This is a genomic window from Pseudomonas sp. Z18(2022), from assembly GCF_036346535.1.
GTDB classification, from domain to species: Bacteria; Pseudomonadota; Gammaproteobacteria; order Pseudomonadales; family Pseudomonadaceae; genus Aquipseudomonas; species Aquipseudomonas yamanorum_A.
On sequence record NZ_JAOTOA010000005.1, the window covers coordinates 120738 to 134405 of the forward strand.

Annotated in this window: 13 protein-coding genes and 2 pseudogenes; 5 read left to right on the plus strand and 10 right to left on the minus strand. The window is 60.2% G+C overall.

All coding sequences use genetic code 11. From position 1 onward, the window contains the following. The first annotated feature begins 69 nt into the window (after positions 1–69). Positions 70–873, plus strand: coding sequence for a 2,5-didehydrogluconate reductase DkgB (gene dkgB, locus V3W39_RS13765; protein ID WP_259198910.1), 804 nt, complete (start codon positions 70–72; stop codon positions 871–873). Here the strand turns inward: dkgB and V3W39_RS13770 are convergent. From V3W39_RS13770 to V3W39_RS13800, 7 genes and pseudogenes are all read right to left on the minus strand, one after another. After that, positions 870–4490, minus strand: a complete 3621-nt coding sequence (locus V3W39_RS13770; protein ID WP_330212788.1) for a transporter substrate-binding domain-containing protein — start codon at positions 4488–4490, stop codon at positions 870–872. The two genes, dkgB and V3W39_RS13770, sit on opposite strands and share 4 nt — an antisense overlap. Position 4491: 1 nt before the next feature. Beyond that, a complete protein-coding gene (locus V3W39_RS13775) occupies positions 4492–5118 on the minus strand; it encodes a response regulator transcription factor (RefSeq protein ID WP_177042532.1) in 627 nt (208 codons plus the stop codon). A 292-nt stretch (positions 5119–5410) separates the two neighbouring features. Next, the gene (locus V3W39_RS13780) at positions 5411–6127 is read right to left on the minus strand and encodes an MgtC/SapB family protein (RefSeq protein WP_010172203.1); all 717 of its coding nucleotides are present in this window, start codon (positions 6125–6127) and stop codon (positions 5411–5413) included. A 479-nt stretch (positions 6128–6606) separates the two neighbouring features. Then, positions 6607–6759: pseudogene (locus tag V3W39_RS13785) on the minus strand (GNAT family N-acetyltransferase); the annotation flags it as partial. Between the two features lie 12 nt (positions 6760–6771). Then, entirely contained in the window at positions 6772–7113 is a 342-nt protein-coding gene (locus V3W39_RS13790) for an FKBP-type peptidyl-prolyl cis-trans isomerase (RefSeq protein ID WP_177076928.1), read from the minus strand. Positions 7114–7135: 22 nt separating this feature from the next. After that, positions 7136–7756, minus strand: coding sequence for a transglycosylase SLT domain-containing protein (locus tag V3W39_RS13795; protein WP_177042534.1), 621 nt, complete (start codon positions 7754–7756; stop codon positions 7136–7138). A gap of 238 nt (positions 7757–7994) precedes the next feature. Next, positions 7995–8963 (minus strand): hypothetical protein, encoded by a 969-nt coding sequence (locus V3W39_RS13800; RefSeq protein WP_177042535.1) that lies wholly within the window; start codon positions 8961–8963, stop codon positions 7995–7997. Between the two features lie 304 nt (positions 8964–9267). Here V3W39_RS13800 and V3W39_RS13805 point away from each other — a divergent pair, with 304 nt between their 5' ends. The 3 genes from V3W39_RS13805 to V3W39_RS13815 all read left to right on the plus strand — a co-directional run bounded on the left by V3W39_RS13805 (position 9268) and on the right by V3W39_RS13815 (position 11428). Beyond that, positions 9268–10764, plus strand: coding sequence for a PAS domain S-box protein (locus V3W39_RS13805; RefSeq protein WP_177076924.1), 1497 nt, complete (start codon positions 9268–9270; stop codon positions 10762–10764). Positions 10765–10895: 131 nt separating this feature from the next. Further along, the gene (locus tag V3W39_RS13810; protein ID WP_330212789.1) at positions 10896–11147 is read left to right on the plus strand and encodes a CsbD family protein; all 252 of its coding nucleotides are present in this window, start codon (positions 10896–10898) and stop codon (positions 11145–11147) included. Positions 11148–11158: 11 nt separating this feature from the next. Continuing rightward, a complete protein-coding gene (locus tag V3W39_RS13815; RefSeq protein WP_177042538.1) occupies positions 11159–11428 on the plus strand; it encodes a DUF1652 domain-containing protein in 270 nt (89 codons plus the stop codon). Here V3W39_RS13815 and V3W39_RS13820 read toward each other — a convergent pair. The 3 genes and pseudogenes from V3W39_RS13820 to V3W39_RS13830 form a co-directional block, all read right to left on the minus strand. Continuing rightward, positions 11421–11510: pseudogene (locus tag V3W39_RS13820) on the minus strand (outer membrane lipoprotein carrier protein LolA); the annotation flags it as partial. The gene V3W39_RS13815 and the pseudogene V3W39_RS13820 sit on opposite strands and share 8 nt — an antisense overlap. Before the next feature lie 8 nt (positions 11511–11518). Beyond that, a complete protein-coding gene (locus V3W39_RS13825; protein ID WP_259198908.1) occupies positions 11519–12709 on the minus strand; it encodes an MFS transporter in 1191 nt (396 codons plus the stop codon). A gap of 155 nt (positions 12710–12864) precedes the next feature. After that, complete coding sequence (locus V3W39_RS13830) at positions 12865–13173, minus strand: RcnB family protein (protein WP_330212790.1); 309 nt, start codon at positions 13171–13173, stop codon at positions 12865–12867. Between the two features lie 160 nt (positions 13174–13333). On the opposite strand from V3W39_RS13830, the gene V3W39_RS13835 reads away from it, so the two are divergent. Then, positions 13334–13666 (plus strand): LemA family protein, encoded by a 333-nt coding sequence (locus V3W39_RS13835; RefSeq protein WP_259198907.1) that lies wholly within the window; start codon positions 13334–13336, stop codon positions 13664–13666. Positions 13667–13668 lie beyond the last annotated feature (2 nt).

A 13668-nucleotide genomic window follows, 5' to 3' on the forward strand; every position in this document is an offset into this window, starting at 1 on the left:
AGCGGTTTTTCTGAAGGAACGAGGAGCCGATACTCGACTCCATTGTTCACATCACTTCAGGAGTCACTCATGTCCATTCCCGCATTCGGCCTCGGCACGTTCCGCCTGCAAGGCCAGGTCGTCATCGATTCCGTCAGCACCGGCCTCGAGCTGGGCTACCGGGTCATCGACACCGCGCAAATCTACGAAAACGAAGCCGATGTCGGCCAGGCCATCGCCGACAGCGGCATTCCACGGGACGAGTTATTCATCACCAGCAAAATCTGGATCGCCAACTTCGCCGAAGGCCAGTTGATCCCCAGCCTCAAGGAAAGCCTGCGCAAGCTCCAGACCGACTACCTGGACCTGACCCTGATTCACTGGCCATCGCCGGAAGACCAGGTGCCGGTGGCCGAATTCATGGGCCAGTTGCTGGAAGCCAAGCGCCAGGGCCTGACCCGGCAGATCGGCATTTCCAACTTCACCGTCGACCTGATGAAGCAGGCGATTGAAGCCGTCGGCGCCGAGCACATCGCGACCAACCAGGTCGAGCTGCACCCGTACCTGCAGAACCGTACCGTGGCAGGGTTCGCCAAGGCCCATGGCATCCAGATCACGTCCTACATGACCCTGGCCTACGGCGAAGTGCTGAAGGACCCGGTGATCCAGCAGATCGCCGAGCGTCACCAGGCAACACCGGCCCAAGTGACCCTGGCCTGGGCCATGCAACTGGGCTACGCGGTAATCCCGTCGTCGACCAAACGCGCTAACCTGGCCAGCAACCTCAAGGCGCTGGACCTGACCTTGAGCGACGCCGACATGGCGCAGATCGCCGGCCTGGAGCGCGGCCATCGCCTGACCAGCCCCAAAGGCATCGCGCCGAACTGGGACTAAACCCCGGGCGGGTTGCAATAGAGCGACAGCGTGTGATGCAACTGAGCCAGCGCCTCGTCCACTGCGGCGACAGCGCCGGCCAGTTCGTTGTGGGCCTGTCGCTCGCAGACCTTCTCCAGTTGCTCGCAGCTGTCCATCAGGGCCTGGGCCTTGACCATCCGTGCACCGCCCTTGGTGCGATGGGCCAGGTCATGCAGGCGGGCAAAGTCCGCCGTTTTTTCTAATGTCGCCAGTTGCCCGTGGTCGGCTTCAAGGCTGTCGAGCAACGGCGCCAGCAGCTCTTTGACCGCAGAAATGTCGCCGCCGGTCAACTTCTCCAGATGGCTCAAGTCCACTCCCGATGACGCCTCATGCGGCGTCGCCGTACGCGACGCAAGGGCCGCGCGCAAATCCTCAAGCCCGGTGGGTTTGAACAGGCAGCCGTCCATGCCCGCCTGCCGGCAACGTTCGACTTCCTCCGGCTGGGCATTGGCGGTAAACCCCAGCAGCAGGCACGGCGCCAAACCGCGTTCATGCTCCAGGGTGCGTATATCCCGCGCCAGTTCGTAGCCGTCCTTGAACGGCATATTGCAGTCGGTAATCACCCCGTCGAACTGCCCCGACAGCCACACTTCAAGCCCCTCAACGCCATCTTCGGCCGTGGTGATCCGGTGCCCCAGAAAACTCAACTGCCGCGCCAGCAGCAGCCGGTTGGCCGGGTAGTCATCCACCACCAGGATGCTCAGGGCGCGGGCGGGTGGTGCTTGCGGGGCAATGGATGCAGGCGGAATCAACTTGGCCTCGACGGTCGCCAGTTCCAGGGTGACGTCCACCCGTGTGCCCTGCCCCAGCAGGCTGCTCAACTGCAATTGGCCGCCCATCATCTCGCACAGGTTGCGGCTGATGACCAGGCCCAGGCCCGAGCCGCTGCGCGCCGATTGCGTGGTGTTGCTGCCCTGGATGAAAGGGTTGAACAGGCGCTGCTGGTCTTCGACGCTGATACCGATGCCGGTGTCCTCCACCCACAATCGCAGGTGCAGGTAACCGTTGGTAATCGACGACGACCCAGAAGCGCCAAGCCGTACCTGGCCCTGGGGCGTGAACTTGATGGCGTTGCTCAGCAGGTTCGACACCACCTGCTTGAAACGCATCGGGTCCACCAGCACAGGGCGATCAAGCAGCGGGTCGAGTTCCACCTGCAATATCAGGCCCTTGGCCCGCGCCAGCCCGTCAAAAACCCGCGCCACGGACGCCAGCAATTCGTGCAGGTTCGAAGACTCCAGGGCCAGGGACAGGTGGCCCGACTCAATGCGCGCGATATCGAGGATATCGCCGATCAACTCCAGCATGCTGCGCGATGCATCGGCGGCCACCTCCAGCGCATCACGGTCGGCCCGGTCCTGTTCGGCGGCTTTCAGGGCCAACTCGATCATGCCGATCACGGCGTTCATGGGGGTGCGTATTTCATGGCTCATGGTTGCAAGAAAGGTAGTCTTGGCTCGGTTGGCCGCGTCGGCGTCCTCCTTGGCCTCCTGCAACTGGCCCAGCAGGTGCTGCCTTTCGCTGACGTCCACCCAGCCGGCGATCATGCCCACCACCTGCTCATCACCGTCGCGGTACGGCAGCATCCAGTGGTAAATCGTCAGGGCTTTGCCACCCGGCACCTTGAGTACGCGGTCGTGAATCTGCGGCTCGCCCCGCTCCATCAGCCGCAGGTAGTCCTCATGAAAGGACTGGGCCTGGGGGCGGTTACCGGTGTCGGTCTCGACCACCGTTTTGCCCACCACGTCCTCCAGCTTGAAACCGAACACATCAAGGTAAGCACTGTTGCATGCCATCAACCGCCCCAGGCGATCACGCACGTAAATCGGATGGGGTGTGCCATCAATCAACGCGCTCATAAACCGCATCTGGTCGCTTAGCGCACGCTCGGCCTGGGCCCGCTTGCGTATCAGGCGACGCAGATAAATGGCCCAGCCCAAGGTGATCAGCAGCAGCAACGCCGACAGGCCGAAGCCCTGGATGATCGCGGTGCGGTGACGGGACCAGTAGCTGTCCTCGATCACCACTTCGCTGCGCCAGTGGCCCGTCAGCTCGTCCATTTCCTGTGGCGTGATGCTCAACAATGCCTTGTCCAGGATCGAGTACAACTCCAGTTGGCTGCGGTTGACACCGAAGGCGATGCGGGCCGGTTCGGAGCCGACCGTGCTGGTCACCCGCAGGCGGTCGCGGTACTCCCGGGCGATGATGTAGCGCGCCCCGATCAACGTAATGACGGCGGCATCGGCGTTGCCGTTGGCCACCAGCGCCATGCTTTGCTCGGGATTCTCGGCGGTCACAAACCTGATGGTGGGATAGTCCTGGGCGATACTCTCCTGCAGGCTGTTACCCCCCAACAGTGCCAGGCGCTTGCCGGTCATGTCTTCCAGTGTGAGCGGGCTGCCGGCGTCGGTACGACTGACCAGCACATAGGGGTTGGTCAAGTAAGGCCGGGTAATGCGCACCTTGTCCGCATGTTCGACGCTGGGGGTCACCACGGCAATCATGTCCGCGCTGCCTGCACTGACCTTATCCAGTTGCTGGGGCAACGAGCTGCCCGGCACCACGTCAAACTTCAACCCGGTGCGCAGGCTGATACGGGCCAGGACTTCGGCGCTCAAGCCCTCGAACCCGCCCTGTTTGCCGAGAAATGAGACAGGCAGGAACTGGTCGAGCACCGCCACCTTTATGCGTGGATTTCGCTCCAGCCAACGCTGCTCACTGGCACTCAAGCGCAATCGTTCGGAACCCAGGAACCCGAGGTTGCCGGCACTCCAGCGCCGCAGGATTTCCATCCGCTCGCTGACCGGAATGACCGCCAGTGCCGCGTTGATGATCTGCAGCAGGCGGGTGTTGTCCTGGGCAAAGGCAAAGCCGAACGGGTTGACTTCAAGTGACGAGAAGTCAGCCATCCGAACGTTGTTCAGGTAGTTCCTGTTGATCAGGTAGTTGGTGCTGATGGCATCGCCGAGGTAAACGTCCGCCTGGCCGAAAGCCACGGCGCCGATGGCCTCGAAGGTCGACGGAAAAAGCTGTATCCGGGCATGGGGATAAAATGCCTGGACCGCCTCCGGCTGCATGTAGTGGTAGAGCATCGCGACACGCTTGCCGGCCAGGTCGGCGCTCAGGGTCTGGCTGTCGCCCGTGCGGGTGACCAGGGTCGGTTGATCCATGGCATAGGAGCGCGACAGCACAAGTTGCGGGTCTGCCGCTTCGTAACCGTTGGCTGAGCCCACAAAGTCCACCTCACCGCGCTTGAGCGCCGTGATGACTTCGTCACGATTGTCATAGCGGCGGACTTCGATCTTGATGTTCAACGCATCGCCGATCAGCTCGGCGTAATCCGCCGTAATCCCTTCAAGCTCATCGTTGCTGCTCAGCTCGAACGGCGCGTAATCAGGCCCCGAGATCCCCATCAACAAACGGCGGTGCTCGCGCAACCAGCGCCAGTCCGCCTCATCCAGCTCTGCGGCCGGGGTTTCGATGAAGGAGTGCCCCAACAGAGAAAGAGCGCGAGGCTCTGCCAGGGCCGGGGTATGCAGACAGAGCAAGCCCAGCCATACGCTTGCGCTGAGCCACAAGACTCGGAGCGTGGTCATTTCAGATCAGATGATTGCGCTGGGCGAACTTGGACAAATGCACCACCGACGACATTCTCAGCTTCTCCTTCAGGCGGGTTTTATAGGTGCTGATGGTCTTGTGGCTAAGCAGCATGTCCTCGGCAATTTCCTTGTTGCCCAGTCCCAACGCGAGCTTTTGCAACACGGTCAACTCACGGTCGGACAGGTCTGCCACCAGGTCCTGTTCAGTGGACTGCAGATCGTCCCGGCGTACCGAGCTGGTAGGCAAGCTGGGAAAGCAGCTGTAATTGGACATCACGGCCTTGATCGCTTTTTGCAGCTCGTCCAGTTCGCCGGTCTTGGCGACAAAACCCATCGCACCGGCACGCATGCAGCGGGTGGAAAAAAACACCGCCAGGTAGGAGGTCAACACCAGGATTTTGCAGGGCAAGCCCAGCGCCTTGATCCGGCTGATCACCTCCAGCCCCCCCAGCTTGGGCATGGCCAGGTCGAGGATGATCAGTTCGGGGCGTTCCTCACGGGCAATCTGCATGGCATCGGCGCCGTTACCGGCTTCGAAGATCGTGTCGAAACCTTCCTGCTTCAATAAATACCGAACGGTTGCGCGGATAAATGGATGGTCATCCACGATTAAGGCTTTGCTCATAGGGCTCCCCTGGGAGGATTCAGTACCGTTGCACATCACACGGGACCTATCTACCTGTGAGAAATAACAGTTCCGACAAACGGCACTGAATATTCCTACAAGCAACAGCCAGGTCCCTTCATTTGATAAACGCCTGGCCATGGGTAGCGGCACCTGCGTGCCTGGCTAGTCGCAAGCGCGCAACCTTACCAATGGAATGACGCAACAACTGAAGGGATAGTCCCAGTCTTATGTAGGAATTTTCCTCACTAAAAGCATAGTAAACAGCCGGCTTCCGGGGAGCATAAGTGGTTTAGTCAGTGGTACTCGGGCTCCAGAAGGCCTGTACCACCAGGGTCGAGGTGGAAATGCGCGCCACCAGGGCGTCCAGTTCGTCACCGTCTACCGAGGTCACGGCCAGCGTCGCCTCGATTTCCACCTCTTCGGGACCAAAGGGGCGCACGTCCACATCACTGGCCGGGTAGTTGCAGCGCGCCAGTTCGGCTTCGAGCAGGGCCAGTACCGCCTTTTGCTGGGTACGACGGGCTACCACATAAAGGATGTTGGTCACCTCGGCCGACACCACATCCAATGGCTGGCGGTTGATGTTATTCACGATCGGCCGCAGCAAGGTGTTGGCCGCCAGCACAAACAGCGTGCCCAGCAGCGCTTCCAGGATCAGGTCGGCACCGGCGCAGGCGCCCACTGCCGCCGACGCCCAGAGGGTGGCGGCGGTGTTCAGCCCGCGCACGTTGCCTTCCTCACGCATGATCACCCCGGCGCCGAGAAAACCGATGCCCGAAACCACATAGGCCACGACCCGCACCGCCCCTTCGGCGCCGCCCAGGCGGTTGGCCATGTCGACAAAAATCGCCGCCCCTACCGCCACCAGCACGTTGGTGCGCAAGCCCGCCGTGCGCTGGCGGTACTGGCGCTCGAAACCGATCAGCCCGCCGAGGATGAAGGCCGCGGTGAGGCTGACCAGCGTGTCGACCAGCGAATTGAGGTTGATGTTGTTGATTGCTTGCATAGGAGTCTTCCCTATTCATTACCAGCCAAACTTGCGGATATAGAAACCTTCAGCGTCTGGGTCAGCCGACAGGCGCGTGCGTAGTACCGCGATGCAAGGCATCACGCACTGTTAAGCGTCGATGAGAGGGAATTCGGGATCGGGCCAGGACAGGCCGCCACCGGGATGCCGCTTCTCGCTTTTGGCGAGACAACGGCATCGGAAAAATGCGCGTTACCTTGCCAAGTATGTGCCGGTTATCGAGACCGGCCGACGACTGTCACTCGAACAAGTACCCACTGAGGGTCTCCGCTATTGATGAAAACGCGCGAAGCTTACGCCCTGATTTCAGGAGAGTAAACCGTAGGAAAAGTTACCAGATGGGTTTGGAAGAGTTCTTCAGGTTGGGTTCAGCCGGGTCTTCAAGCAAATGTGGGAGCTGGCTTGCCAGCTCCCACATTGGAGGTGTACACCTGCAAATTCCGGGTGGACTGTCTATTGGGCGTGGCCGGTTCGCCATTGACGGCGAGAAAATACCCCGGCGGCGCCTCGAAAAAGCGCTGCAGCTCGACTTCATCCTCAAGGGTCAGCTCAACCACCCGAATGCCCGCTATCGAACTGCGCGGCAACTCCATTGTTTCAACAACCTCCATGTTCATCGCGCCTCAATCATCCCGTGTGAGCACTTCCAGCAACTCAATCTCAAACCGCAGATTGCTGTTGGGCGTGATATGCGCGCCCATTGACCGCTCGCCATAGGCCAGGTGCGCCGGCACAAACAACGTGCGGATGCCGCCGACTTTCATGCCCATCAAGCCTTGGTCCCAGCCTTTGATCACACGACCGGTACCGATCACACATTGAAATGGCTTGCCGCGTTCCCATGAGGAATCGAACACCGTGCCGTCTTCGAGGGTGCCGGTGTATTGCGTGGTGATGAGGGCGCCTTTGACTACGGTTTTTCCGTCGCCGAGGCGGGTGTCGGTGATTTGTAGTTCATTGCTCATCGCGTTCTCTCGTTATCCAAAGTCACAGCCAATGCCAGAACCGGCTCCAAAACCCCCGCCCCAAATCATTCTTGCAGCCCGCATATTGCGCGGCATACATCTGCGAACGCGCCTGTACCTTACCCGCCACCGGCATCAGCCAGGCTTTGCTCGCATAGGTGCGCTGACGATAACCGCCCCAGCCTTCGTGGTAGTTCAGGTATTGGCCGTAGGCATCGTATTTGTACACGCCGTTGATGGTGTAGGTCTTGTCCATGTACCAGCCGACAAAGTCGATGGCGTCGTCAAAATGCTCGCGACTGGCGCCATAACGGCCGGTGCTTTTCTGGTAGTCGCTCCACACTTCATCCTTGGCCTGGGCATAGCCGGAGGCAGTAGAAACGCGGCCCCAGGGGATGATCCACAACAGGTATTTGCGGGGTGTCTTGGCGTCCTGCCGAAAGCCGGACTCTTGATACATGATCGCGAACGGCACCTGGATCGGCACGCCCCAGCGTGCCTGGGTGACCTTGGCGGCGTCGTACCAATCGTCTTTTTCGCGGAAGATGCCGCAGATGTCGTTGGGGGTGCGGGGTGGCGAGGTGCCGCAGCCGGCCAATAAGGCAGCAAGTAGCAACAGCCCTGCGGTTTTTCCTGCGTTCAAAAGCGCACCGTCTCGTCGTGAGGATAAAAGGCGGGCAGTTTACTCGTTCGTCAGGGTTGCTGCAGAGGTCAAAGCGAGTCTATTTCTGTGGCGAGGGAGCTTGCTCCCGCTGGAGTGCGAAGCGCTCCCAACCCGATGGACGCGGTATGCCTGGGACGTTGCGTTCACCGGTTTTGGGGCTGCTGCGCAGCCCAGCGGGAGCAAGCTCCCTCGCCACATAAAGCACCTCAAGTCGTGATCAGGCCAATGGCACCCGACGAGTAGTGATCGCCAGGCGACCCACGCCAAAGCTCAACGCCGCACCCAGCAGCAACATCACCAGGGTGCCCCACGCCGCGCGGGACAGTTGCTTGGCCGCCACTTCACCGGCTTCACGGGCTTTTTGTTCCGCCTGTTGCTTCAGTTCTTCAACTTTCTGCATGGCCTGCTGATAAGCCTGGGCATAGTTGTCGACGATCTGGGTCGCTTCAGCCTGGCTCTTGCCGGTACGGGCGGCGACGATGTTGACCAGCGCCTGTTTGTCCGCTGCGTTCAACGCCGGCTCACCGGACGCCTTGACCCGCTCGAACCATTGCTTCAGCTCATCACCGGCCTGGGTTGGATTGGTCGCAGCATCGTTGGCCGATTGCTTGCCGTCAGCGCTTGCCTGGTTGGCTTTCTGCTCGACGTTGGCCGGGTCAAGCTCTGGCTTGCCGCTCTGCTTGAGCAGGGTGTCGAGCTGGCCTTGAAGGCTGTTCCAGTCCAGCTTGATACCTTGCTCATCCAGCTGCTGCTTGACGCTGTCGCTGATGCCCGGTGCCACGGCGGCGATACCGCTGCCGGCAGCCGACAGGCCTTTGCCCACGACATTCCCCGCCGCACCTACCACGCTGGTGGCCAGCGCAGCCAGCAGCCAGGTGGTCAACAAGGTGGTGATGGTCCAGCTCAGTACGCCGTGCAGGCCGCCGCGATCCGGTGCGGTGCGCCCGGCCACAAATGCGCCGGCGCCGATGGCCAACAGCGTCGACACAAACAACCAGATCCCGGCACCGGTGCCAAATCCGCTCAGCGGGTTGCCGGCTGCCATCGGGTTAACCGCACTGGCGCCAATCGCGGTGCCGAGCACGCTCAACACCAGATAGGTCACCAGGGCAATTGCACTACCGGCCAATACCGAGCCCCAGGAGACACGGAACAGCGAACGGTTGGTTTCATAGACAGTGGTCATGGTCGATCCTTTTACAATGGGTAGGTGGCCAGTTTGGCGAGGGGCCTGCCCTGCGGTCTCGGCACAATTGCACTAGGCGCACTGGTGCATTCGCACCCCGCGTGCGGCAACTTCTCTGCACTATCCTGAGCCCCAGGTGTCGTACTCCCTATGCGTCTGACACCGCTCCCCTGTAGGAGCTGGCTTGCCAGCGATGGTCGTCAACGATGACGCGCGGTTCCTGAATAGTCGCGTTGCTGTTGAGCTTTTCGCTGGCAAGCCAGCTCCTACAGGGGGCGCAGGTGCCCTCAATATTGGAGAAACCATGAGCCAGGCCGTCCTCGCCAAAGAAACCAACCGCCGCCAACTGCAGCAGATCATCTCCGGCTTGTCCGATGGAGTGATCCTCGCCGAGGTCGACCAAACCATCCTGTGGGCCAATGAAGCCGCGCTGCTGATGCATGGCGTGGAGAATGTCGAAGACCTTGGCGTCAACACCCAGGACTACGCCAAGCGCTTTGCCTTGCGCTATCGCAACAACCACCCGCTGGTGCTGGAGAATTACCCGCTGAGCCGGGTGGCAGGTGGTGAGGAGTTCAGCGACGTGGTGGTGGAGGTCACCCCCACTGGCGACGAGGAAAAGACCTGGGTGCATCGCCTGCGCAGCCTGGTACTCAACGACTCGAGCGGTGAACCGGAGCTGTTGGTGCTGATCCTGAGCGACGCCACGGAATGGGCCAGCGCCGAACAACGCTTTGAAAAAACCTTCAATGCCAACCCGGCGCCGGCGGTGATTTGCCGCTTGAGTGACCTGCGCTACATCAAGGTCAACCAGGGCTTCCTGGAGATGACCGGCTACAACCGCGACCAGGTGATCGGCCGCTCGGTGTATGAACTGGACGTGCTGGAGCAGGCCGAAAACAAGGACCTCGCCGTCAAGCGCCTGGGCGAAGGCGCGACCATCCCGCAGATGCAAGCCGAACTGAAACTGCCCGAGGGCGGCAGCAAACTGGTGATCGTGGCCGGCCAGCCGCTGGACATGAACGAGGAAGACTGCATGCTGTTTTCCTTCACCGACCTTGAGCCCCGGCGCAAGGCCGAAACCGCCCTGCGCCAGAGCGAGGAACGTTTCGCCAAGTCATTCCGACTGACGCCGGTGCCGACCCTGGTGTGCAACGCCGCCAACCGGCAAGTGGTGGACATCAACGAAGCCTTCATGACCATCACCGGCTACACCAGTGAAGAGCTGATCGGCAAATCCATCGAAGACATCGACTTTATCGACAGCCCCCAAGCCAGCACGCAGCTGTTCACCACCCTGGAGAAAGCCGGCAACCTCGACGGCCTCGACCTGAAGATCCGCAAGAAAGGCAGCGAAGTGATCGACTGTGTGCTGTCTGCCGACACCGTCAGCATTCAGGATGTGCCCTGCTACCTGCTGGTGTTGATGAACATCACCGAACGCAAGCGCTCCGAGCTGGAACTGGTGGCCGCCATTGAGGAAGTGATGCAGGACGCCTCCTGGTTCAGCCAGACGCTGATTGAAAAACTGGCCAACGCCAAGAGCGTCAATAGCCCCAACGTACCGAACATTTCCTTTACCGACCTCACCGCCCGGGAGCGCGATGTACTGGGCCTGATTTGCGAAGGCCTGGCCGACAAGGAAGTCGCCTCGCGCCTGAAACTGGCGCCCAATACCGTGCGTAACCATGTGGCCACGGTGTACTCCAAACTCGGGGTGCATAGCCGTAGTGCAGCCATCGTCTGGGCCCGTGAACGCGGGCTGTTTGCCGGTGAATTGCGGGTTAAAAAACCGAAATAGAGTGCAAATGCACTAGTGCGACCGGTGCAAATTCGCCTTATTGCGCGCGGGTGCACTGCTTAACCTTGAAGGGTGGGCACAGGGCCTTGGGTCCTGTGCTGTTGAGATGTCATGCCTTCAAGGAATCCATCATGAAAAGCGAACAAGTCAAAGGCGCCGTCGAGAAAGTGACCGGCAAGGCTCAAGGTTTTCTGGGTGATCTGACCGGTGACGAACAGCTCCAGGCCGAAGGTGTGGCCCGCCAGGCCGCTGGCCAGTTGCAGCAAACCTACGGTGACGCGCTGGACACCGTCGGCGATTTCGCCAAGCAAAAACCCTTGGCGACGGTTGCGATTGTCGCCGGTGTCGGCCTGCTGCTGGGCCTGATGCTGCGTCGTCGCTGAGGAGAGCCCACATGTTTACGCTCTCCCAACTGCGCAACTGCATTGAAGAGGCGCTGTCGCCCCTGACCTGCGAGTTCACCCTGTGCCGTGACGCCTCGCTGACCCTCAAGGTCTTCGATGCCGAAAGCGGCCGGGTAGATCTGGTGGTCACCGGGATCAGCGTCAACAAACTGCAGACCCCGCAGGCAGTGGAAAAGATGGTCGACGAGTTGCGCTACGAGTTGCAGAGCAACACCGTCGGCAAAGTCACTCTGGATGATCTGCCGCTGCGTCCACTGTAGGAGCGAGCTTGCTCGCGAAAAACCTGAGGGCGCCGCTGGCTGTCAGATTAACCGCGTTATCGTTAACGACCTTCGCGAGCAAGCTCGCTCCTACACTGACCGAGCCTTCAACGACGCCCCGATAAAATAGAACACCCCTCCTCCGACAATAAACGCTGCCAACATGTAGAACATGTAGTGGGCCGGCAGGCTGGCCAGCACCAGCCCGCACAGCACCGGCCCCAGGGCAGCGCCGAGGTTGGAGAGGTTTTGCGCGCCGTAGTACATGCCGCGCAGGTGGTCCGGGGCGATGCGGTCGATAAACATGTACTCGGCGGGAAACACCACGATTTCGCCCACGGTGAAAATCGCCATCGCCAGGATCCACCACCACACGTTGCTCGCCAGGGCAAAGCCAATCACCCCCAGCATGAACATGCCCAGGCCGAAGATCAGCCACTGGCTCAGGTGGCGGTGGGAAATGCGTCGGCCAATCGCGTATTGCAGGGCAATCACCAACACGGCGTTGGTGGTGAGAACTGCACTGATGATGGTGTAGGTGTATTCGGCGGTAGTGGTGGTCACCAGGTACTGCGAAAGGTACGCGGTGAACTGGCCAAACACCACGGCACTTAGCAGGCCGCCGATGGTGAAACACACCAACCGGTGATCCCGCAGCAATACGCGGCCCACGGCGAGGAACGACACCGGCTTTTGCGTGGTGTCGACGGTGGCCAGGGTGCGGTCGCCCCAGCGCCAATACAGCAGGAAAAACCCGAGACCCAATGCGGCCGACAAGATAAACGGCAAGCTGATATCGAGCTTGGCCACCATCGCGCCAAAAAACGGGCCCACCGCGTATCCGATATTGGTCAGGGTGTACTTGATGGAAAACGCTTCGCTGCGCTCATCCTCCGGCAGCAGGCTGGCAAACCCGGATTTGATCGCAATGTCGATCACCGCATACGCCAGGTTGATCAGGATCAGGCAGCTGTAGAACGACCAGATTTCCCGGGCCAGCACCGTGCCGACAAACCCCAGGGCAAACACCACGCTCAGGCTGAGCAGCAGGCGATAACTGTTGATGCGGTCTACCAGAAAGCCGCCATAGACGCTCAGCAGTGAACCGACGATCAGCGAACTGCCGATCACCAGGCCGACCTGGCTGATGTCCAGGGCAAAGTGGTTGGTGAGGTAGATGACCAGGTACGGAAACGTGATGGCCTTGGCCAGGGTGAGGATCAGCGTGGCCGACAACAGCAGGTTCACGGTACGCGGGTAATTTCTTATTGTGGCAAGCATCCTGCTCTCATTCTGATCAAGGTAAAGGGGCCATTGCAGCCCGCAAGCGGACCTACCTTAACGCAAAACAACAGACAAAAAATGCTGATTTATGCATTTATGCAAAAATCAAATGCGGCAGGATGAGCACGGGATCGCTCATCCCGCTGCCGGGGTTATTTTTTAACGGGTGTGATGTCGAGAATCGTGCCGTTGGTGGTTTTGAGCAGCACGTACTTGTCGTTCACACGGGCCCACTGGCTGTCTTCTTCCGGCTGCTTCAGGCCATGTTTCTTCCAATCGGCGATGGCCGATTCCTTGCGCATCAGAATGTCTGGCGCGCGGTCACCGGTCTTGAGGTCGCGGGTATTGATGTTTGAAGGCTGCACGGTTTTTTGCGGCGTATCGGCGGCCTGGACGGTGAAGCTCGCGGCGGACAGGCTCGCGGCAACCAACAGGCAGGCAACAAGGGATTTGGACTTCATGGGCACTTCCTTCAATGAATGACGCGTAAAGATTCCGACCGCAGCGGCGCAGAATCATTCAGCGCAGTGATGGAAGCGGCAGATGGATGGACAGCCAGCGACCGGGCTGGCGATTAATCAGATAAGATTGGTTCTTTTTTCCAGCTGCTCAGGATTTCCAATGACTGGTACCCACGTCATCATCATTTTCGTGACCGTTGTCACTTTGCTCGCGCTGTATGTGTTCGGCACCTATCGGGAACTGGTGGCGCTGCTCGATCGTTGCAAAAAAGCCTTCGGCCAATTCAAGGAGGCCGAGCAGCAATTGGCGGCGGCGCAAGATGCCCCGTCACCCGGTGCGGAAATCGCCGGCCTGGAAAGCCGCGTCGCGTTCACCCGCCAGCTGTTCCACGACTCGGTCAATAACTACAACACCTACAAGCACAAGTCGCCGACATCGGTGGTGGCTGAACTGCTGGGGCATCGTGAGGATGCCAGCCTGTCCGGGTTTTAAAT

Coding starts and splice junctions, on each gene's coding strand:
- dkgB (WP_259198910.1), top strand. CDS start 70: ATGTCCATTCCCGCATTCGGCCTCGGCACGTTCCGCCTGCAAGGCCAG.
- V3W39_RS13770 (WP_330212788.1), bottom strand. CDS start 4,490: ATGACCACGCTCCGAGTCTTGTGGCTCAGCGCAAGCGTATGGCTGGGC.
- V3W39_RS13775 (WP_177042532.1), bottom strand. CDS start 5,118: ATGAGCAAAGCCTTAATCGTGGATGACCATCCATTTATCCGCGCAACC.
- V3W39_RS13780 (WP_010172203.1), bottom strand. CDS start 6,127: ATGCAAGCAATCAACAACATCAACCTCAATTCGCTGGTCGACACGCTG.
- V3W39_RS13790 (WP_177076928.1), bottom strand. CDS start 7,113: ATGAGCAATGAACTACAAATCACCGACACCCGCCTCGGCGACGGAAAA.
- V3W39_RS13800 (WP_177042535.1), bottom strand. CDS start 8,963: ATGACCACTGTCTATGAAACCAACCGTTCGCTGTTCCGTGTCTCCTGG.
- V3W39_RS13805 (WP_177076924.1), top strand. CDS start 9,268: ATGAGCCAGGCCGTCCTCGCCAAAGAAACCAACCGCCGCCAACTGCAG.
- V3W39_RS13810 (WP_330212789.1), top strand. CDS start 10,896: ATGAAAAGCGAACAAGTCAAAGGCGCCGTCGAGAAAGTGACCGGCAAG.
- V3W39_RS13815 (WP_177042538.1), top strand. CDS start 11,159: ATGTTTACGCTCTCCCAACTGCGCAACTGCATTGAAGAGGCGCTGTCG.
- V3W39_RS13825 (WP_259198908.1), bottom strand. CDS start 12,709: ATGCTTGCCACAATAAGAAATTACCCGCGTACCGTGAACCTGCTGTTG.
- V3W39_RS13830 (WP_330212790.1), bottom strand. CDS start 13,173: ATGAAGTCCAAATCCCTTGTTGCCTGCCTGTTGGTTGCCGCGAGCCTG.
- V3W39_RS13835 (WP_259198907.1), top strand. CDS start 13,334: ATGACTGGTACCCACGTCATCATCATTTTCGTGACCGTTGTCACTTTG.